The organism is Bacillus sp. RZ2MS9 (genome assembly GCF_001816185.2).
GTDB lineage: Bacteria > Bacillota > Bacilli > Bacillales > Bacillaceae_G > Bacillus_A > Bacillus_A cereus.
On sequence record NZ_CP049978.1, the window covers coordinates 4,160,855 to 4,179,058 of the forward strand.

The following is an 18,204-nucleotide window of genomic DNA, read 5'->3' on the forward strand; positions in this document are numbered from 1 at the left end:
AATTCCCCTCTCTATAAATCACGCGTTTTATAAATTTTAATTGTAAGAAACATAGAAGCGATATAGGCACTAGCTAATATCATTCCTCCAACTGTAAATACACCAATATGTACTGGATTCATAATCCACTCACTGAATGAAGATGTTGTTTCATTCAGCCCATCACTAATAAATATCCAAAGAAGTACACCAATCCCCATTGCTGCGGCTGATACTATACTTCTCATGCCCTTTGATTTTGTACCATAATAACTAGGAAAAAATGTCGCCACAAATACTACAGAATAAATCACTCCACTTACCACTACATACCATGGAATTTCAATATAAAAATTAGGATGGTATACACCAATATCATCAATAACAGCAATACCTCTTAAAAGGAATACAATTATCATAGTTGAAACCATGGCACCGACAATAAATATTGCACAGGAAATATATCTAGCAATAATGATATCCTTCCGACTTACTGGTAAACTATTTATAATAATGTCACTTTTATTTCTTTCATCCATAAAGGTTAACGTCATAACGGAGGAGAGGGTTATAAATAGACAACTCATCGGAAATAAAAATTCACCACTCGGCTCTAACATAAAAAACAAAAGAGGCATAACAAAATTCACTAACCACATTACCCGAAAAAAGAACAAATCTTTATATACAAGCTGACGCATAGACACCTCTCCCTTTCGCAGTGTAAACGATAATGTCATCTAATGTAGGCTTTTCTAGTACAACCTCATTTCCAAACCAATCGATAATTCCTTGTTTATCCTTCGCTAAACCTTCGAAACCAAATTTATTTTTTCGTAATCCAACAAATAGTTCTTTTCCTTCTTGGTCTAATAAATCATTACTTCCTTTTACGATTACGTAGTTCTCCATTAAGTCTTCTTTTTCACCAGTAAATATAATTTCTCCATCATTGATGAACGTAACATAATCTGCAATGCGCTCTAAATCTGTTGTAATGTGCGTTGAGAATAATACGGATACTTCATCTTCCATTACAATTTCTTGCAACATATCAAGTAATTCACTTCGAACAACTGGATCTAACCCTGCTGTCGGTTCGTCCATAATAATAAACTCTGCGTGGTGCGAAAGTGCGATGGCAATCGCAAATTTCATTTTCATTCCTTTTGATAATTCTTTAATTTTTTTATACTTTGGAACTTGCAATCTATGCATATACGATTGATACTGCTCTTCGTCCCACTTTTTATATAACGGTGCAATAATACGCTTCATTTGTTCACACGTTAAATCTTCGTAATAATGATTTTCATCATATACAAAGCCGATATTTTGTTTTATTTCCTTTTCAGCTTTCTTATTGTCCTTGCCAAAAATTTTTATATCTCCGTTATCTTTTTTAATTAAATTCATAATCATTTTGATTGTCGTACTTTTCCCGGCCCCATTCGGTCCGACAAACCCCATAATATATCCGCGTGGTAACGTAAAACTTATATTTTTCACTGCGAAACCTTCATAACTTTTACAAACATTTTTTAACTCTAACATCTCTCTCATTCCCCCTTATATAAAAACGCAATCATCTGCTGTAATTCTTCAAGTGAAAGCTGCAACGCTTTACTTTCATTCACAATCTCTTCCGCTTTACTTTCCAATAGGCGAAGCCTTTGTTCTTTTAATAGTTCATTATTTTTACGTGAAACATAAGTCCCCTTCCCAGCAACAGTTTCTATATATCCTTCTTTTTCAAGCTCCTCGTATGCACGCTTCGTTGTAATGACACTAATTTGTAATTCCTTCGCTAAGCTACGAATAGACGGTAATTGATCTCCACCCTTTAAACCGCCATTTAAAATAAGCTGGCTTAATTGTTTTCTTATTTGCACATAAATAGGGTCTTGGGAAGAATTCGAAATAATAATATTCATGTTTTCCTCCAGTGTGTGTATATACTGTGTATACCTTATATATACACTATATACACATCATCCTATTTTTGGCAAGAAAAAAAGACCAACATTTTCCTGTTGGTCTTTCGTATATGTATCACTTTTCAAAGCGATCTAACATCTCGTCTCTCATTCCGAAACTTACTACTGCAATTCCTATATACATAAACAGAAGGAATGCCGGATGAACTGTGTTGTACCAGCTGCTGTCAACGATTAAGTAAATCGTTAATGCCACAACAAGAACAAACGCTAAGATAAACATATAAAAGTGTCTTGTACTACCCATGATAAACTCCTCTCTTCTCACTTCACCATTCAACAGTTTATTTTATCGAATAATTCGATATGACTCAAGGTTAACTTTCTGTTATGTAATCAAGTTCCACCTTTACAATGTCCTCACATGCTATTGAAATGATTGTTCCTTGTTTATCAATCGCCGTCACTTCTCTATTATCCATTACACGATTTGCTACTCTTTCTAACACTTTTCCTTGGTCTCGATAGCAAAATTCTTTTACATCTTTAATTGTTTCTCCATTTTCTAAATGGTATACCATTCTATAACATCGATATCCCAAAATTTCACCCCCGTCTTGTTCGTTTTTTCACATATACATAAAAATGAGTAATCTTTGCCTCATCACATCTTCTTAATTTCAATAAAATTCTAACAAAAATAAATACTTTTATCAAACCGACTTTTTCAACAAAACTACCTATAAAACTACACCTTTACACCATTAGGAAACAAAAAACATATTTTTTTAACATTTTCTTCACTATTTCTGCATAAAGTGAAACTTTAATCAGTGGGGATTTTTGTTCATTCCCACTGATTATTAGTTGAACCAATCGGGCATTTACGGACAGTTTATCTCCCACCTGGCTTCTTTGCACCAGCTAAGTTTTGAGTTGAGAGTTTACTGTCCGTTAATGCGGGACAAATTATCCATACAAAAAAAGAACCCGCCTCAGCGAGTTCTTCTTTTGTTATTTTAATCAAACTTGTACAGGAGCTGGCTTCGCATAACGTAAAACTGGTTTACGTGCAGCCATCGTTTCGTCTAAACGTTTAATGACTGTCGTATGCGGTGCTTCTTGTACAACTTCTGGATTTTCTTCTACTTCTTTAGCGATTTGAATCATCTTATCAATGAAACCATCTAATGTTTCTTTTGATTCTGTTTCTGTCGGCTCAATCATAATACATTCTTCCACATTTAATGGGAAGTAAATTGTTGGTGGATGGTAACCGAAATCAAGCAGACGTTTTGCAATATCTAATGTACGTACACCAAGTTTCTTTTGACGACGACCTGATAATACAAATTCATGCTTACAATGTCTATCGAATGGAAGATCGTAGAATGGCGCTAATCTTCTCATCATATAGTTCGCATTTAATACAGCATACTCCGTTACTGCACGCAAGCCATCTGGACCCATAGAGCGAATATACGTGTATGCACGAACGTTAATTCCGAAGTTACCATAGAATGGTTTCACACGACCAATTGCTTCTGGACGGTCGTAGTTGAAGTGATAACCATTTTCCGTTTTCTCTAAAATCGGTTTTGGTAAGTACGGAATTAAATCAGCTTTTACACCTACTGGACCAGAACCTGGGCCACCACCGCCGTGAGGACCTGTAAATGTTTTATGAAGGTTTAAATGCACAACGTCAAATCCCATATCTCCTGGGCGTGCTTGGCTTAATACCGCATTTAAGTTTGCACCATCATAGTATAATTTACCGCCTGCATTATGGACGATTTCTGCCATTTCTAAAATATTTTCTTCGAATAGACCTAATGTATTAGGATTTGTTAACATAAGTGCTGCTGTTTCTTCGTTTACAACACGTTTTAAGTCTTCTAAGTCAACAAGGCCATTTTCATTTGATTTTACTGTAATTGTTTCAAAACCAGCTACAGTTGCAGATGCTGGGTTCGTTCCGTGAGCAGAGTCAGGCACAATTACTTTCGTACGGTTAAAGTCACCATTCGCTTCATGGTATGCACGAATTAACATTAAACCTGTCCATTCTCCGTGTGCACCAGCTGCTGGTTGTAAAGTAACAGTATCCATACCTGTAATTTCAATTAAATGCTCTTGTAAGTCGTACATTAATTCCATTGCACCTTGTACTGTCTTTTCATCTTGCAACGGATGAATATTTGCAAATCCTGCGAAACGAGCTACACTCTCATTAATTTTCGGATTATATTTCATCGTACAAGATCCAAGTGGATAGAATCCAGAATCCACACCGTGGTTACGGTTTGAAAGTGCTGTATAGTGGCGCATAATATCAAGTTCAGATACTTCTGGTAGCTCTGCATCTTCTACTCGAATATAATCGCTCTCAAACACATCTTCTAGTTTCACTTCTTCTACATCTAATTTGGGTAAGCTATATCCTATGCGTCCTTCTTTACTCACTTCAAAGATAAGTGCTTGGTCTTGGTTCTTCATTGGATAGCCCCCATTTCGTTTACAAGTGTGTCAATTTCCTCTTTTGTACGAAGCTCAGTTACTGCTACAAGCATATGGTTTTCATGCTCTTTATAATCACGGCCTAGATCGTAACCACCGATAATATTCTTTTGTAATAATGCATCGTTTACTTCTTTCACTGGACGTTTGCAATCTACAACAAACTCATTGAAGAATGGTCCAGCAAATGTTACTGTGAAGCCTTTCGCTTCAAATTGACGTTTTGCATATTGTGCTTTAGAAATGTTTTGACGTGCCATTTCTTTCACACCTTGTTTGCCAAGTGCCGTCATTGCAACAGAAGCTGCTAGTGCATTTAACGCTTGGTTTGAACAAATGTTAGATGTCGCTTTATCACGACGAATATGCTGTTCACGTGCTTGTAACGTTAATACAAATCCACGTTTACCATCTGAATCTACAGTTTGTCCAACAAGACGTCCTGGAATTTTACGCATAAATGCTTTCGTTGTTGCAAAGTAACCACAGTGCGGTCCACCAAACTGCGTTGGAATACCGAATGGTTGTGCATCACCGATTACAATATCAGCACCAAATTTCCCTGGTGGTGTTAATGCGCCTAATGATAATGGATTTGAAGAAACGATAAATAATGATTTTTGTTGATGAACAATTTTTTCAATATCAGCTAATTTTTCAACTTGTCCGAAGAAGTTTGGATATTGAACGATTACACAAGCAACTGTATCATCTACTTCACTTTGTAATACGTCTAAATCTGTTACACCATCTTTATGATTAATTTCAACAACTTCAAGATTTTGACCTTTTGCATACGTTTCAAGTACTGCTCTTGATTCTGGATGAACCGCGCTAGATACAAGAATTTTCTTTTTGCGAGTATGGCCAGCTGCTAACATTGCCGCTTCAGCTAAAGCTGTCCCCCCGTCATACATAGAAGAGTTTGCTACATCCATTCCTGTTAATTCACAAATCATTGTTTGGAATTCAAAGATTGCTTGTAATTCCCCTTGTGAAATTTCCGGTTGGTATGGTGTGTAAGCTGTATAAAATTCTGAGCGAGAAATAACATGATCTACAATTACTGGAGCATAATGATCGTATACGCCTGCTCCTAAGAAAGAAGCGTATTCTTTTAAGTTAGCATTTTTACTAGCCATTTGAGATAGCTCTTTTAAAAGCTCTGGCTCTGATTTTGCTTCTTTAATTTTTAAATCCCCTTTAAAACGAACACTCTCTGGAATATCAGAGAATAATTCATCGATCGTTTGAACGCCGATCGTTTGTAACATTTCTTTTTTGTCTTCTTCTGTCATTGGAAGATAACGATGCAACATGAAATCTACCCCTCTCCCCGTTACTTTGAACGTTTGTAAAATGGTGTTGGAACAACTACTGCTTTGACGCGTTTATTACGAATTTCAATTTCTACTTCTGTATCAACTGCTGCGTATTTTACATCAATTAGTGCTAAACCAATGCTTTTCTTTAACGTTGGAGATTGTGTACCACTCGTTACTTCCCCAATTTTTTCTTCACCAATAAATACAGGGTAATGCGTACGAGGAATTCCACGTTCGATTACTTCGATGCCGACTAATTTACGAGGCGCACCGTTTTCTTTTTGCTCTTTTAACGTTGCTTTTCCAAAGAAGTCTGCTTCTTTATTTGTTTTTACCGCAAAGCCAATTCCAGCCTCAATCGGTGTAATATCTTTTGATAATTCTTGTCCATAAAGTGGTAATGTTGCTTCGAATCGAAGTGTATCACGAGCACCTAAACCACATGCTTTTAAGCCCTCTTCTGCTCCAACTTCAAGAAGTTTCTCCCAAAGTTTTGCAGCATCTTCACTCTTACAGTAAATTTCGAATCCATCTTCACCTGTGTAACCTGTACGAGATACAAGTGCTGGAATTCCATCTACAAGAATATCGTTTTTAAATTTAAAGAACTTAATTTCTTTCAAATCTTCTGACACAACTTTTTGTAAAATGCCTTCTGCTTTTGGTCCTTGAATTGCAAGCTGTGCAACTTCACTAGAAACATTGACTACTGTCGCATCGCCAATTACATGACTTGCTAACCATTCGTAATCTTTCTCGATATTTGATGCATTGATTACTAATAAATAGTCTTCTTCACCACGTTTGTAGATTAATAAATCATCTACTGTACCACCATTTTCGTAGCACATAGCTGTATATTGTGCGCCCCCTACCTTTAAGGTAGATACGTCATTTGTAACAACACGTTGTAAAAATGCTAAACTATCTACACCTTTTACTTCAACTTCTCCCATATGAGACACATCGAACAAACCTGCAGCTGTACGTACAGCTTCGTGTTCTTCTTTAATGCTTGAAAATTGAACTGGTAATTCCCAACCACCGAAGTCGATTGTTTTTCCACCATACTTCGCGTATACATCAAATAACGGTGTACGTTGTAATGTAATCATGCTCTCTCCCCCTTATGCTTTGACAAATCAATAAAAGTTGCTTCCCTTTTCTAAACATTTTCATTCTGAAAAGATAGGATATACGGAATCTCATTATATTTTTTTATGAAAGCGTAAATAAAAAATCACTTTCTTGGATAAAATACGAAAGATTCCACACATTTCACACCATTATCCTAACATCATTCGCTATATTTCATCAATATTCTAGCATAAAAAATAATTTAGAATTTTTTATGTTAAAACACAATAAATACAGCTTTTGAGATTTAATACTTTATTATTGTCTATCATATAGCCTTTAATAACGATAATTATGCCTTCTTTTAAGGAAAATCATCATACATTAAAAAATAATTACTTTAGTTTATAAAAGGTGGGAGAGTTGTAATGAATGTCGATATTTCCGTAGATCGGACATGGCAAAACAATTTTTTAAATAGAATTGACGAAGATGGTCCTTGGACAAACTGGGATTTATATCACTTAGCTTATGAAACAGAAAAATCGTTACTTGTTCCTACTTTTGATGGACTACAAGCACCGAAACATTTATCCCATTTCACACCGCTTCCGCATCAATTAGAAGTCGCTCAAAATGTGATTGAACAAATGAACGGTAAAGCGATTCTAGCAGATGAAGTAGGCCTTGGAAAAACAATCGAAGCTGGACTTATTTTGAAAGAATACATGGTCCGCGGGCTTGTGAAAAAGGTACTTATACTTGTCCCAGCTTCTCTCGTATCACAATGGGCATACGAACTGAATACAAAGTTTTTCATTCCCGCTGTAGCACAAAAGAAAAGCTACTCATGGGAACAAGCTGACGTAATCGTATCATCAATTGATACTGCGAAACGTTCACCACATCGCGATATCGTGTTGAACTTGGAATATGACCTTATTATTATCGATGAAGCACATAAACTGAAAAATAATAAAACAAAAAACTATGAATTTGCACAACGATTAAAAAAGAAGTTTTGTTTATTACTAACCGCTACTCCTGTTCAAAATAAGATTGATGAAATTTTTAACCTTGTTTCTTTATTAAAACCAGGACATTTAGGCAATCAATCCAACTTTGAAGAATATTACGCTTCCAAAAATCGCTCAGCCGAATCAGATGAAGACTTAAAAGCTCTCATTAATAAAGTAATGGTGCGAAATAGACGACATAATACCGGTATCGATTGGCCGAAGAGACATGTACGTACAATTTTTGTTGAGTTTAATGAACAAGAACAAGCTCTATATAATGATATCGAAAATTGGCGAGGACAAGACGCCTTCACATCTGCTTTCTCATCGTTAACTTTAAAACGGGAAGCGTGTAGTAGTCGTGAGGCTGTTTACTATTCATTGAAAAAGCATGTAGAAAAAAAACAGAAAGAAAACGAACATTATATAAAAGATCCACATATCGATGTGCTAATGGACAAAATTAATCATATTCCTTTCAACTCCAAAGCAAATAAAGCTCTTGAGCTTATAAAAGAAATTGACGATAAAGTCGTTATCTTCACAGAATATCGAGCGTCACAAATGTACTTACAATGGTTTTTACAACAACACGGTATTTCTTCCGTTCCATTCCGCGGCGGGTTTAAACGCGGGAAGAAAGATTGGATGAAGGAGCTTTTCCAAAACCACGCACAAGTATTAATTGCAACTGAAGCTGGTGGTGAAGGGATTAACTTACAGTTTTGTAGCCATATGATCAATTATGATTTGCCATGGAATCCAATGCGTCTTGAGCAAAGAATCGGACGTATTCACCGTCTCGGTCAAAAAAATGATGTTCATATTTATAACTTAGCTACAAAGCATACTGTTGAAGAACATATTCTGAAACTGTTATATGAAAAAATCAACTTATTCGAGCGTGTTATTGGTGAACTCGATGAAATTTTAACGAGAATTAATATGAAAAACATCGACGCGCACATTCAAGAAATTTTCGCGCAATCAAAAAGCGAAGGTGAAATTAGAATTAAGATGGAAAACTTAACATCTATTATCGACTTTGCGAAACGAAATGAAGCTGAGGTGCAAGGCTATGCAGCAACATGAAATTCATAATTACTTATACAATTTCTTTGAGGCGAATAACTGTGAAATTTTAGAACGTTCTCCTCATTTATTAGATGTACAGTTAACAATTGAGATGGATAAATTATTAATGAATCGCCCTTTTTATTGGCACTATCTTGAGAAAACAGGAGGCGTACCGAATCCGATGCGCCTTACTCTTATTACAAATCCAGAAAATGAAGAAAATGATGGTGAGCTTATTCACTACGGTTCACCACGTCTACATCAAATTTTCCAAACGACAAAAGAATTAGGCTCATACATACGTTTATATGAGGATGTAAGACATAATGGAGCAACACATACACCGCTCCACCCTTGGCTCGGTATTAATATAAAAGTTTCCTATCAATGTGATCGAAAAAAAGACATCCTTCACTCGATTGGTATTCATCTCATTTCTGGAACAATGATGGCAAACTTTCATGAAACATTAACAAACATTAAACTTACACCAAAAATACCTGATTTTTGTTTTACGCTCTCGCCCATCATTAAACCTCAAAGTGGTTTACAACGCATAGAAGACGCTTTAAAAAATATAATTGCAGAAGATGACCATACGTGGGCAAAAGAAGCAAGAGTGCGTTGGAATCATGATTTAGACCTTTTAAACCGTTTTTATGAAGAAAGTGACGAACTTCCTGAGAGCTATGAAATTGAAAAACAAGCTCTGCAAGAACAGTATGAACCACGTATTACAGTGCAAATTATTAACGGTGGACTCTTTTATGTTACCGCGAATCATTTTCTATCAAAATAAAGCTCCTTCTGCTTTAGAAGGAGCTTTATTTCGAGTTATTCTCTATCCTCATTACGCTCTTGTTGTTTTTGCTTTGCCATGCGTTTTTGATACGCACGATCCTTCGCGCTCACATGATTTGCATCAGTTGGAAGATTTTCTTTCGAACGTCCAATTCCATTGCTCATCTTTCCCACTCCTTTTTACGTTTTTCAGAATACATGTTTATTTTCAGCTAGAGTTACAATCCTTATACAAAAAAATAAGAGCAGCCATTGGCCACTCTTACTCGCTCACATATTTTTGAAACATATCATGGATGCCTTTATTTACTAGGTTCGAGATCTGCTCGTCAGATTTATTCGGATAACGATCACGCAATCTGATAGATGCCTTCACCATTAAATTTTCTAATACAGAACGGCCACCTTCTCCATAAATAATTTCAGCATATTTAACAAGCCTTCCATCCTCTACTGTTGCTGGATTATGATTGAAGAAAAATTTACTCATTGTCTCCACCTCTCTCTTTTGATAACGTTTACATTTATATAGATTATTTATGTTATTTATTTCACAATATTGTATGCATGTATATTTAATTAGTTTCATTATAAAGCAACATATCGATAGTAAATATGTGATTTTCCGTCCATTTTGTGAACAAATTAAAAATGAAAGCGTTTCCTTTATTATATACTAAAAAAACTTACTACGCTAGGGGCAATTTTTTTCAATCTACTCCCCCCTCGAAAATTGATATATTTTTTCTTTTCCCATTAAACCTTATACAATTTTCAGAAATTATATTATAAAATATATGTATGACTTAAGGAGGCTTTGTATGAATCAAAATAAAAAAGCTATATTAGATCTTGTCTTTTATCTCGTAATCCCATTCCTCATTTGGAAATTTGCAAAACCTTATATCGATCCTTATTACGCGATGTTACTTTCCTCTGTTCCGGGGATTATTTATACACTGTATACCTTTAAAAAAGAAAAACAGTTTAACGTGACAGGGTTCTTTATTTTAATTACACTCATTTCTAATACAACGGTAGATTTATTATCTGGGTCAGCTGAACGAATGTTGTGGAATGATGCATATTATCACATCGTACTCGGTATTATCGTCATATGTACAATTTTTATAAAGAAACCACTTATGTTATATTTCGCAGCAGATATTGCCGCACTGCAAGGCCATGACCGTGATAAAAGTCGTGAGCTTTATCGTGATAGTCGTATTTATCCAGCACTACAATATTTAACGCTATTTTTCGGTCTACAATTCATATTAAAAAGCTTCTTAAAAATTTATTTCATCTCTGTTTTCGGTGTAGATGGCTATGGTGAAATGAGAGCGATTATGACCGCTGTTGGATGGGGCATTTCCATTTGTATCGGAATTGGATTTGTTTGGGTAAATAATAAAATACATGCCGTTACGGAAGAACAAGAATCCGTGCAGTAAATAAAAACCCCCTAGTGTAATACGACACTAGGGGATTTTGGGTTTGTTAAACATATGACTAAAATTTAACTTGATTTTTTTCTTTTACTTTTTACATTTCGGTAAAACAAAGCAGCACTCAGCGGCATAACACCAAACCACTTATTCATAAATGGCTCTTTTTCAGCACGGCGTTGTTCTTTCTTTTGTTTTCGATCTTCTTTTGGAGCATCCATATACGACACAAACTGCTGCGTCACAAAGCGAACATAATCATTAGTAGACATATTATCATCACCTCTACTTGATTAGTATGTCCACTTTTTTATACATTAATCTTTTCCTTTAATTCATTCATAATTTGCCTTACAGACTTATTTGTCGTATCGATATGAATGTGAGCCTCTTCATAATAAGCTCGGCGTGATTCAAATTTCTTTACGAATGCATCTATATCTTTCTTTTGAAATAGTGGACGTGTCGTATCTTCACGAAGCCTTTCTGCAATTACATGTGGATCACAATATAAATACACGATGGTGCCATTTTCCTTCATCCACTTTCGGTTTTCCTCTCGTTCAATGATGCCGCCACCAGTTGTAATGATTACATTACGACTCGGTAGTGAACGTAACATTTCACTTTCATATTCGCGAAAAGCCATTTCACCTTCTTCGGCAAAAATATCACGAATTGCCTTCTCTTGCTTCTCTTCGATTTTTTGATCAGTATCTACAATATCCATATGAAGTTCTTTACTTAATGCTTTTCCAATTGTTGTTTTCCCAGCTCCCATGTAGCCGGTTATGTATATAGATTTCATTTCTTGTCCTCTCAATCGTCATTTATTAATTGTTATTATAACGAAAGATGCTACTTTGTTTAATAAAAAAACGTTTTGTTCTTATACTATGAAGAACAAAACGTAACACTCGCTTTTACTTATAAGTGCCTCTTCTCACCCACTGCGTTGCAATCCATTTCTCGCCTTTCGTTACAGGTGCCCCTCCGTGTAACGTAAGCTCGTTTAATGATTGATCTTGATAAAAATACTCAAAGTATACTGCCATTCCCTTTCTAGGGTGTACAGAAAGATTTAATTTTGGGAAGTACGTTTCTCCGCCTTCTTCTACATCATTTAAATACATTACAAGCGTACTAATACGATTGTTAGCAGCTGATCTACTATGTTCCGCAAAATAATCATAGTGTGCTTTATATTGTTGATCCACTTCATAATTTAAAATGTGCAATCCTTCTCCGTGCGCCACCGGAACATTCATGATAGATGAAATTCGTTTTTCAATCTTTGAAGTAAGTTCATTGTCTTCCAAAAATGCACCGCTACTTGTTCGAATATCATTTACATCACGTGATGAACCAATTTTAGAACGCTCCATTTTATTTTTAGACATTTCAATCAATTCATCACACTCTTCATCACTTAGTACATTTGCTAATACGACAATAAGAGGTTCTTCGAATTTTGAAATAATGTGTATTTCTCTATCTTCTGTCATAATCGTATTTCCTTTATGATCAAAAATAGTTTGTTCCTTATTTTCACCTATTTGATTGTTGTTTGTCATTTCCCTATTCTCCCTAAAAATAATGATTGGATAGCATGAATATATCATATTCTTTCTACCTTTCTCTTTTTTGAGAAAATTTAAACTTTTGATCATTATATTTGTCCATTTCTTCTAAAAAATCAATTCAATTTACAATAGGAAATCCTGGTTTATTTATATATATATTTTACATATTATCCTTCTATCCAATCGACTATTTTCCCATCCTTTTTTCTATACCGAAAACTCACCGTATAGAAAGCTTCCTGTTTGAGTGTACACTGCAAAGCAACGAGAATTAAATCATTTTCAAAGACATAATTTCCACTCGCTTCTCCCTTTTCATACTGAAAGAAAAATGTACCTTCTTTTTCTTTTTGCTGTAAGTCTTTTTTTATATCTGTAATAGATCGGTTAAGTAATTCATCCAATAAAAATTTTTGTTCTATTCCTATATAAAAATTTTTATCTGTAAACAACATATTTGTTTCGTATATAAAAAAAGAAGTTAATAAAATAAGAAAGATAATCGTTCCAGGCATTGTAAATCCCTTTTGCTTTCTCATACGTTTATTCCTATTTCGCTATATCGCATAACTACACCTTCATATATTTTCCCACTAGTATCTTTCACATTTATAATGAGTACATGAGGTGTTAGTTTGTAAGAAACCGTTCCAATATTTTGTAAAACAACTTCCCTCCCGCGCCTATCTACCTTTCTTATAAGACGACTATTCTCTTTTTCATACGATACTTCACTCCCATTACGCGATCGGAATTGTAAAATACTTTCTCCATTTTCAAATGCTAGCTGTTCTCCAGATGATACTTCACGAAACTCCAATTGCATTTGCCCTAAATACACATCCCACTCCCAATCATTTAACCCTTTCGACTGTTTATTTTCCATTTCAATGAAATGTAGGCGGGGAAAGAGCAAAAAAAATATTGATAATAGAAACAGACATACAATCATTTCTATTAATGAAAAACCAAATTCTAATTTATTTTTTCTCCTACATAAAAGCATTGTTCCATCATTCTGTCTTTCACATCTTTCCACATGGTACAAACTTCATTGCCTCCCCAATATGTGTAATACCCAATTCCATTTATATTCTTTTCTATTATTCGCTTTTCTTCATTTCCATACATATATATAGCTGCTTCTTTTTTTAATAATCCAGTTGCCTTATAACGAATTTGTATATTTTTTCTTTCTTGCATAACTAATACTGTTTGCGGTAGTAGTAACGATACAGCCATCATTAAAACACTTAACGATACAATCATTTCAGCCATTATGGATCCTTTTTGACATTTCACGATACGTAAATCTCCCTCTTCCAAGCTGAAATACAATTTCATATTTATAATTTCTATACGAAATTATAATCGTACCACCTCTATTAATATTTCCACTTGGGTTATATGTCATCGGATTTGGAAACGTATGCAAATCAATTTGTATATCTTCTTCATACTCTCGCTTGACGATATAATACTTTGTACCTGACTCTTTTATAGCATACATATTTCTATCTTTATGCCAACGTAATGTGTAGTGCTTTTGATGGTTTATCGCTAATTGCTGCATATACAAAATATCATTTGAAAACTGTCTCAAAAATTGTTCAACTTTTTGTCGCTCGTATAAGGAATGAACACTAAAATACGTAACTATACTTAATACAGAAATAACAAATAAAACGAGTAACATTTCTAAAAAAGTAAACCCTTGTTGTTTCACAATGCCCTAATTGATACTGTGCCATCATCTGATATATGAATAGATTCGCCATTCGGACACTTATCAGTTGTAATATACTTTTCATCTGCCAGTTCTTTTAACGATGGAATTTTATTATGTTGTAATTGATATACTTGTATTTGCGCTTCTATAGATTTCACGTAAGCTGCACACCCTTTTCCTTGGACCGATGAACGCTGTGTAACTACATTTGGAATAATTAATAGTAATAATATAGTTATGACAACCATTACTAATAGCATCTCTAACAGAGTAAATCCTTCCTCATTCTGCATACAAATGCCCCCTAAATAGAATTCATCATTTGAAACATCGGCATAATCATCGCTAAATACATAAGGACAACGATTCCTCCAATACATGTAAATAAAATAGGCTGAATGATAACTAACATATGTTTAATTTTTCGTTCCATCTTTTCCATAATAAGATCGCTATAGTCACCTAATTCAATCCCTAAATTGCCATTTGCTTGTCCATGCGTAATAACATAAGAAAGTTCTTTCTCGTAATACCCACTTTTAGCAATGATAGATTGTAACTGTTCTCCTCCAATTAATTGTCTTTCAATCCGATTCGCTTCATATTGAAAGAACGGATGATATCTTTGCTCCATCATTATTGTTAAAGCTTCGCATACTGATAGTCCACCATTTAATAAACCACTCAACTGAGTAGCAAAATAATGTGAATGCTTTAAAATAAGAAATGTTTTGATGAGAGGAATACGAAGCATGATTTTTACCTGTCTAATATGTGGAAGTTTCCTAAAATACAACATGTATAAACTACATCCAATAATAACAGTTAAAATAGCGGTTAAAATAATGTATGGTAGCAGTTTTATTGCACTTAAAATTTGTTCTGTAAGTAGTGGTGTATTAGAACCGAACGAACTATAAACCATTTCAACCTGAGGTAATAAAATGAGGTTAAAAATAAAAAGCATGATTAGTAGAAAAAACATCAAGAACATAGGATACTGCATTATTTTCATCATGTCTTTCCTATACTTATCTTTCTTATAAAGAAGTGCACTTCCTTGTTGCAAAGCAAAAGAAATATCACCATGTTGCTCGGCATAAAATAGATAACTTAACATGTCCTGATGAAACTTTAACTGATGAAAAGAATCGTGTAGACTTTTCCCATCTTTTAACCCCTCAATCATGCGCTGCAATTGTACTTTCTTTTCTACAGGTAATTGAAACTGTAAAAATTCTAATGCTTGTAAAAGAGAGTAGCCTTTTTCTAATAATTCTCCTAAACGTTTCAACAATACTACTTGATCACTTAAACTCCAAGTTTTCTTAAACATAAACATCTTCTTCTAAAAAACCTAAAGCATATCCTTTTCGTATTGACGATTCTAAAGTCTCATGTTTGTAAGTAACACATTCTCCATCTGCTTCTTTAAGTGCTTGTTTTAACTCATGTCCATATAGTAGCTCATAAATGCTTGCTTGCCTTACTTGCCTCATTGATTTACATAAAGTTGAGCACTTTCCTCTGCAAAACGGACACTTCAATTCGACAAGTCGCTGTGCAGCTACAGCCAATAAAGACTGTTCAATCTCTTGCCTCGTTATACCATAATCCATGAAACGAATGATTGCTCCTTTCGCATCATTCGTATGCAGCGTTGTCATTACTAAATGTCCTGTCAAACTTGCCCTTATAGCTATTTTTGCTGTTTCCTCATCCCGGATTTCACCGACTAAAATAATATCTGGATCATGACGTAAAATAGCCTTTAATCCTGTTTCATATGTGAGACCCGCTTTTTCATTTATTTGAATTTGTAATACATCGTCACTTCTTTTTTCAACCGGATCTTCAAGTGTAATGATGCGACGTGTTTTCTTTTTTCTAATTACTTCTAATAATGCATACATTGTCGTCGTCTTCCCAGATCCAGTCGGTCCAGTAAATACGAGTAGCCCCTGTGAATAGCGTAAAAACGAGAGTAGTTTTGCTGCCGTACTTGGAAATAACGAAAGATGTGATAAGGGCTGAACAGATGCTTGTAAATGAAGGCGAATAACGAGACTTTCTTGATATACTGTTGGAAGTGTCGAAAGGCGTAAATACACTTCTTGTCCATCAATTTGCAAATACAACGAACCATTCTGTGGCTTCCGTTTCTCTCCTATGTCCATAGATGCTAAAAATTTGAAATGTGAGACAAGTTTTTCTCCAAACTCCTTTTCAATACACTGTCTCGTCATTAAATCTTTTCCTATACGTAGTTGCACTGCTACATCCTTCTGCCGGGGCACAATATGTAAATCTGACGCTTGTACCCTACACGCTTCTTTTAAAATTGTATTCGCAAAAATTTCAATCCCATTCATTACTTTTCCCTCCTCACTATGTATATAGCATGAAAACATTCGCAATAAAAATTTGGACTTTTGTATTTTCAATAGAGAAAAAAGGAAAAATATGTTTGTGAAATTATGAACAATTTCCGAATTATTGTCTGAAATTACCTATACTCATGTTTATCTGTATTATAATGTTATTATCTTGGATAAAGTGATAAAGGTGGAGATCCTCATGGAACAAGCTTTAAAAATTACAGGTGTATTATCTGACCCAACTCGTTATTACATTTATAAATATATTTCGCAAAAACATAGTTACGTAACGGTACAAGAAATTGCAGATGAGTTTGACATTCATCCAAACGTAGCGCGTTTACATTTATCTAAATTAGAAGATGTTCATATGCTAAAATCGGAAACGAAGAAAACTGGAAAAGGCGGACGACCGAGCAGATTGTATGTCTTATCTGAAGATGTTATCCAATTACAATTTCCATTCCGTGATTATCAATTGTTAGCAAGAATCGCATTTAATTCTTTACTTAGCCTTGGCGCTGCTGGTGAGAAAGCGCTATACGAAACAGGAAAACAATTCGGAGCTGAATTAATGCAACAACATATGCAACGTTTAAATGTGAGTGAAGATGCTTTAACAGTGGAACAAAAAGTTCAAATTGCAAAAGAAGCTTTCTCAACAGCTGGCTTATCACCTGCATTTGAATTAAGTGCAGATGGAACAAAAATTTTCTATGATGTACACAATTGTCCATTTAAAGAAGTTGCTGTTCATCATCCAACTGAAATTTGTAACATGCACGGAGATATGATGAAAGGAATTTTTGAAATCCTATTCCCTAACATGGAATTAACTCGAAATGATAGTCTATTAGATGGATGTAAATCTTGTAATTATAAACTAACAATTTAATTTCTCATATAAAAAGAAGCCAATAATAATTGGCTTCTTTTTATATGAATGAATATTTACAATAGTAAGAAAAATAAACTATAATGAGGTGAGGTTTACTTTTTTTAGAAAAGGAGGGAGATGGCATGGAGCGCATGTTTCGCGTTCTCGGCTTTTGGACTGGAATTTTCTCGGTTATGTTTTACGTAGGGGATATGCAACAGACCGCACTACTATTTTTAGGACAAACAGGTTTCTTCGTACTTTTAAGCTATTTAAAATTAACAGAGCGTATGTATATATACGTATTTGGGGCATATTTAACTGTTTTCTTCATAGGATTTACATACTACACGACGTTTTTACTTGTCCCTGGGGCTGGACATTAAAAGATGGCATTTTGCCATCTTTTTTTAATTCCGGAATTTCCTAGTTGACTTATAGGTTTTATTGCCTT

The 18,204-nt window shown here is 34.7% G+C and carries 26 protein-coding genes; 6 read left to right on the top strand and 20 right to left on the bottom strand.

What is annotated here, in order from left to right:
- Window positions 1–11 precede the first annotated feature (11 nt).
- The 8 genes from BHV55_RS21170 to gcvT form a co-directional block, all read right to left on the bottom strand.
- Window positions 12–680, bottom strand: coding sequence for an ABC-2 transporter permease (locus BHV55_RS21170; RefSeq protein WP_001249567.1), 669 nt, complete (start codon window positions 678–680; stop codon window positions 12–14).
- Window positions 661–1,533: an ABC transporter ATP-binding protein gene (locus BHV55_RS21175; protein WP_048567750.1), complete on the bottom strand. Its 873-nt coding sequence runs from the start codon at window positions 1,531–1,533 to the stop codon at window positions 661–663. The genes BHV55_RS21170 and BHV55_RS21175 overlap by 20 nt, the downstream gene beginning before the upstream one ends.
- Window positions 1,534–1,538: 5 nt before the next feature.
- Complete coding sequence (locus BHV55_RS21180) at window positions 1,539–1,913, bottom strand: GntR family transcriptional regulator (protein ID WP_001021353.1); 375 nt, start codon at window positions 1,911–1,913, stop codon at window positions 1,539–1,541.
- 118 nt (window positions 1,914–2,031) lie between these two features.
- Window positions 2,032–2,223 (bottom strand): hypothetical protein, encoded by a 192-nt coding sequence (locus BHV55_RS21185; RefSeq protein WP_000535933.1) that lies wholly within the window; start codon window positions 2,221–2,223, stop codon window positions 2,032–2,034.
- A gap of 70 nt (window positions 2,224–2,293) precedes the next feature.
- Window positions 2,294–2,497 (bottom strand): DUF3929 family protein, encoded by a 204-nt coding sequence (locus tag BHV55_RS21190; protein WP_000262496.1) that lies wholly within the window; start codon window positions 2,495–2,497, stop codon window positions 2,294–2,296.
- Between the two features lie 442 nt (window positions 2,498–2,939).
- Window positions 2,940–4,415 (bottom strand): aminomethyl-transferring glycine dehydrogenase subunit 2, encoded by a 1,476-nt coding sequence (gcvPB, locus tag BHV55_RS21195; RefSeq protein ID WP_000795702.1) that lies wholly within the window; start codon window positions 4,413–4,415, stop codon window positions 2,940–2,942.
- Window positions 4,412–5,755, bottom strand: coding sequence for an aminomethyl-transferring glycine dehydrogenase subunit 1 (gene gcvPA, locus BHV55_RS21200; protein WP_000903240.1), 1,344 nt, complete (start codon window positions 5,753–5,755; stop codon window positions 4,412–4,414). Before gcvPA ends, gcvPB begins: the two co-directional genes overlap by 4 nt.
- Window positions 5,756–5,775: 20 nt before the next feature.
- On the bottom strand, window positions 5,776–6,876 hold the full coding sequence (gcvT, locus tag BHV55_RS21205) for a glycine cleavage system aminomethyltransferase GcvT (protein WP_000631769.1): 1,101 nt from the start codon (window positions 6,874–6,876) through the stop codon (window positions 5,776–5,778).
- Window positions 6,877–7,266: 390 nt separating this feature from the next.
- Here gcvT and BHV55_RS21210 point away from each other — a divergent pair, with 390 nt between their 5' ends.
- Complete coding sequence (locus tag BHV55_RS21210) at window positions 7,267–8,949, top strand: DEAD/DEAH box helicase (RefSeq protein WP_001100036.1); 1,683 nt, start codon at window positions 7,267–7,269, stop codon at window positions 8,947–8,949.
- Window positions 8,936–9,733, top strand: coding sequence for a YqhG family protein (locus tag BHV55_RS21215; protein WP_001183964.1), 798 nt, complete (start codon window positions 8,936–8,938; stop codon window positions 9,731–9,733). Before BHV55_RS21210 ends, BHV55_RS21215 begins: the two co-directional genes overlap by 14 nt.
- Window positions 9,734–9,768: 35 nt before the next feature.
- On the opposite strand, the gene BHV55_RS27695 is transcribed toward BHV55_RS21215, so the two are convergent.
- Both BHV55_RS27695 and BHV55_RS21220 read right to left on the bottom strand, forming a co-directional pair.
- Complete coding sequence (locus BHV55_RS27695) at window positions 9,769–9,900, bottom strand: hypothetical protein (protein ID WP_000064668.1); 132 nt, start codon at window positions 9,898–9,900, stop codon at window positions 9,769–9,771.
- Between the two features lie 97 nt (window positions 9,901–9,997).
- Entirely contained in the window at window positions 9,998–10,225 is a 228-nt protein-coding gene (locus BHV55_RS21220; RefSeq protein ID WP_000032702.1) for a hypothetical protein, read from the bottom strand.
- A 73-nt stretch (window positions 10,226–10,298) separates the two neighbouring features.
- On the opposite strand from BHV55_RS21220, the gene BHV55_RS21225 reads away from it, so the two are divergent.
- The gene (locus BHV55_RS21225; RefSeq protein ID WP_001987222.1) at window positions 10,299–10,415 is read left to right on the top strand and encodes a hypothetical protein; all 117 of its coding nucleotides are present in this window, start codon (window positions 10,299–10,301) and stop codon (window positions 10,413–10,415) included.
- Between the two features lie 141 nt (window positions 10,416–10,556).
- Window positions 10,557–11,189, top strand: coding sequence for a VC0807 family protein (locus tag BHV55_RS21230; protein ID WP_001073111.1), 633 nt, complete (start codon window positions 10,557–10,559; stop codon window positions 11,187–11,189).
- Window positions 11,190–11,254: 65 nt separating this feature from the next.
- Here the strand turns inward: BHV55_RS21230 and BHV55_RS21235 are convergent, their stop codons facing one another.
- The 10 genes from BHV55_RS21235 to comGA form a co-directional block, all read right to left on the bottom strand.
- Entirely contained in the window at window positions 11,255–11,455 is a 201-nt protein-coding gene (locus BHV55_RS21235; protein WP_000106083.1) for a YqzE family protein, read from the bottom strand.
- Window positions 11,456–11,493: 38 nt separating this feature from the next.
- On the bottom strand, window positions 11,494–11,991 hold the full coding sequence (locus BHV55_RS21240) for a shikimate kinase (RefSeq protein ID WP_070756950.1): 498 nt from the start codon (window positions 11,989–11,991) through the stop codon (window positions 11,494–11,496).
- 115 nt (window positions 11,992–12,106) lie between these two features.
- Window positions 12,107–12,757 (bottom strand): 2OG-Fe(II) oxygenase, encoded by a 651-nt coding sequence (locus tag BHV55_RS21245; RefSeq protein WP_000183860.1) that lies wholly within the window; start codon window positions 12,755–12,757, stop codon window positions 12,107–12,109.
- Between the two features lie 176 nt (window positions 12,758–12,933).
- Window positions 12,934–13,305: a competence type IV pilus minor pilin ComGG gene (gene comGG / locus BHV55_RS21250; protein WP_001231273.1), complete on the bottom strand. Its 372-nt coding sequence runs from the start codon at window positions 13,303–13,305 to the stop codon at window positions 12,934–12,936.
- Window positions 13,302–13,772: a competence type IV pilus minor pilin ComGF gene (gene comGF / locus BHV55_RS21255; RefSeq protein WP_000923098.1), complete on the bottom strand. Its 471-nt coding sequence runs from the start codon at window positions 13,770–13,772 to the stop codon at window positions 13,302–13,304. Before comGF ends, comGG begins: the two co-directional genes overlap by 4 nt.
- Window positions 13,742–14,044: a hypothetical protein gene (locus BHV55_RS21260; protein ID WP_000829471.1), complete on the bottom strand. Its 303-nt coding sequence runs from the start codon at window positions 14,042–14,044 to the stop codon at window positions 13,742–13,744. Before BHV55_RS21260 ends, comGF begins: the two co-directional genes overlap by 31 nt.
- On the bottom strand, window positions 14,037–14,492 hold the full coding sequence (comGD, locus tag BHV55_RS21265; protein ID WP_000813142.1) for a competence type IV pilus minor pilin ComGD: 456 nt from the start codon (window positions 14,490–14,492) through the stop codon (window positions 14,037–14,039). Before comGD ends, BHV55_RS21260 begins: the two co-directional genes overlap by 8 nt.
- Window positions 14,489–14,788 (bottom strand): competence type IV pilus major pilin ComGC, encoded by a 300-nt coding sequence (gene comGC, locus BHV55_RS21270; protein ID WP_001178686.1) that lies wholly within the window; start codon window positions 14,786–14,788, stop codon window positions 14,489–14,491. The genes comGD and comGC overlap by 4 nt, the downstream gene beginning before the upstream one ends.
- Before the next feature lie 11 nt (window positions 14,789–14,799).
- Window positions 14,800–15,831, bottom strand: coding sequence for a competence type IV pilus assembly protein ComGB (gene comGB / locus BHV55_RS21275; protein ID WP_000475184.1), 1,032 nt, complete (start codon window positions 15,829–15,831; stop codon window positions 14,800–14,802).
- On the bottom strand, window positions 15,824–16,867 hold the full coding sequence (gene comGA, locus BHV55_RS21280; protein ID WP_001013180.1) for a competence type IV pilus ATPase ComGA: 1,044 nt from the start codon (window positions 16,865–16,867) through the stop codon (window positions 15,824–15,826). The genes comGB and comGA overlap by 8 nt, the downstream gene beginning before the upstream one ends.
- 205 nt (window positions 16,868–17,072) lie before the next feature.
- On the opposite strand from comGA, the gene BHV55_RS21285 reads away from it, so the two are divergent.
- Window positions 17,073–17,768 (top strand): helix-turn-helix transcriptional regulator, encoded by a 696-nt coding sequence (locus tag BHV55_RS21285; protein WP_000434125.1) that lies wholly within the window; start codon window positions 17,073–17,075, stop codon window positions 17,766–17,768.
- Between the two features lie 125 nt (window positions 17,769–17,893).
- Entirely contained in the window at window positions 17,894–18,136 is a 243-nt protein-coding gene (locus BHV55_RS21290; protein ID WP_000440721.1) for a DUF2626 domain-containing protein, read from the top strand.
- Window positions 18,137–18,204: the final 68 nt, after the last annotated feature.

Coding starts and splice junctions, on each gene's coding strand:
- BHV55_RS21170 (WP_001249567.1), bottom strand. CDS start 680: ATGCGTCAGCTTGTATATAAAGATTTGTTCTTTTTTCGGGTAATGTGG.
- BHV55_RS21175 (WP_048567750.1), bottom strand. CDS start 1,533: ATGTTAGAGTTAAAAAATGTTTGTAAAAGTTATGAAGGTTTCGCAGTG.
- BHV55_RS21180 (WP_001021353.1), bottom strand. CDS start 1,913: ATGAATATTATTATTTCGAATTCTTCCCAAGACCCTATTTATGTGCAA.
- BHV55_RS21185 (WP_000535933.1), bottom strand. CDS start 2,223: ATGGGTAGTACAAGACACTTTTATATGTTTATCTTAGCGTTTGTTCTT.
- BHV55_RS21190 (WP_000262496.1), bottom strand. CDS start 2,497: ATGGTATACCATTTAGAAAATGGAGAAACAATTAAAGATGTAAAAGAA.
- gcvPB (WP_000795702.1), bottom strand. CDS start 4,415: ATGAAGAACCAAGACCAAGCACTTATCTTTGAAGTGAGTAAAGAAGGA.
- gcvPA (WP_000903240.1), bottom strand. CDS start 5,755: ATGTTGCATCGTTATCTTCCAATGACAGAAGAAGACAAAAAAGAAATG.
- gcvT (WP_000631769.1), bottom strand. CDS start 6,876: ATGATTACATTACAACGTACACCGTTATTTGATGTATACGCGAAGTAT.
- BHV55_RS21210 (WP_001100036.1), top strand. CDS start 7,267: ATGAATGTCGATATTTCCGTAGATCGGACATGGCAAAACAATTTTTTA.
- BHV55_RS21215 (WP_001183964.1), top strand. CDS start 8,936: ATGCAGCAACATGAAATTCATAATTACTTATACAATTTCTTTGAGGCG.
- BHV55_RS27695 (WP_000064668.1), bottom strand. CDS start 9,900: ATGAGCAATGGAATTGGACGTTCGAAAGAAAATCTTCCAACTGATGCA.
- BHV55_RS21220 (WP_000032702.1), bottom strand. CDS start 10,225: ATGAGTAAATTTTTCTTCAATCATAATCCAGCAACAGTAGAGGATGGA.
- BHV55_RS21225 (WP_001987222.1), top strand. CDS start 10,299: ATGCATGTATATTTAATTAGTTTCATTATAAAGCAACATATCGATAGT.
- BHV55_RS21230 (WP_001073111.1), top strand. CDS start 10,557: ATGAATCAAAATAAAAAAGCTATATTAGATCTTGTCTTTTATCTCGTA.
- BHV55_RS21235 (WP_000106083.1), bottom strand. CDS start 11,455: ATGTCTACTAATGATTATGTTCGCTTTGTGACGCAGCAGTTTGTGTCG.
- BHV55_RS21240 (WP_070756950.1), bottom strand. CDS start 11,991: ATGAAATCTATATACATAACCGGCTACATGGGAGCTGGGAAAACAACA.
- BHV55_RS21245 (WP_000183860.1), bottom strand. CDS start 12,757: ATGACAAACAACAATCAAATAGGTGAAAATAAGGAACAAACTATTTTT.
- comGG (WP_001231273.1), bottom strand. CDS start 13,305: ATGAGAAAGCAAAAGGGATTTACAATGCCTGGAACGATTATCTTTCTT.
- comGF (WP_000923098.1), bottom strand. CDS start 13,772: ATGCTTTTATGTAGGAGAAAAAATAAATTAGAATTTGGTTTTTCATTA.
- BHV55_RS21260 (WP_000829471.1), bottom strand. CDS start 14,044: ATGGCTGAAATGATTGTATCGTTAAGTGTTTTAATGATGGCTGTATCG.
- comGC (WP_001178686.1), bottom strand. CDS start 14,788: ATGCAGAATGAGGAAGGATTTACTCTGTTAGAGATGCTATTAGTAATG.
- comGB (WP_000475184.1), bottom strand. CDS start 15,831: ATGTTTAAGAAAACTTGGAGTTTAAGTGATCAAGTAGTATTGTTGAAA.
- comGA (WP_001013180.1), bottom strand. CDS start 16,867: ATGAATGGGATTGAAATTTTTGCGAATACAATTTTAAAAGAAGCGTGT.
- BHV55_RS21285 (WP_000434125.1), top strand. CDS start 17,073: ATGGAACAAGCTTTAAAAATTACAGGTGTATTATCTGACCCAACTCGT.
- BHV55_RS21290 (WP_000440721.1), top strand. CDS start 17,894: ATGGAGCGCATGTTTCGCGTTCTCGGCTTTTGGACTGGAATTTTCTCG.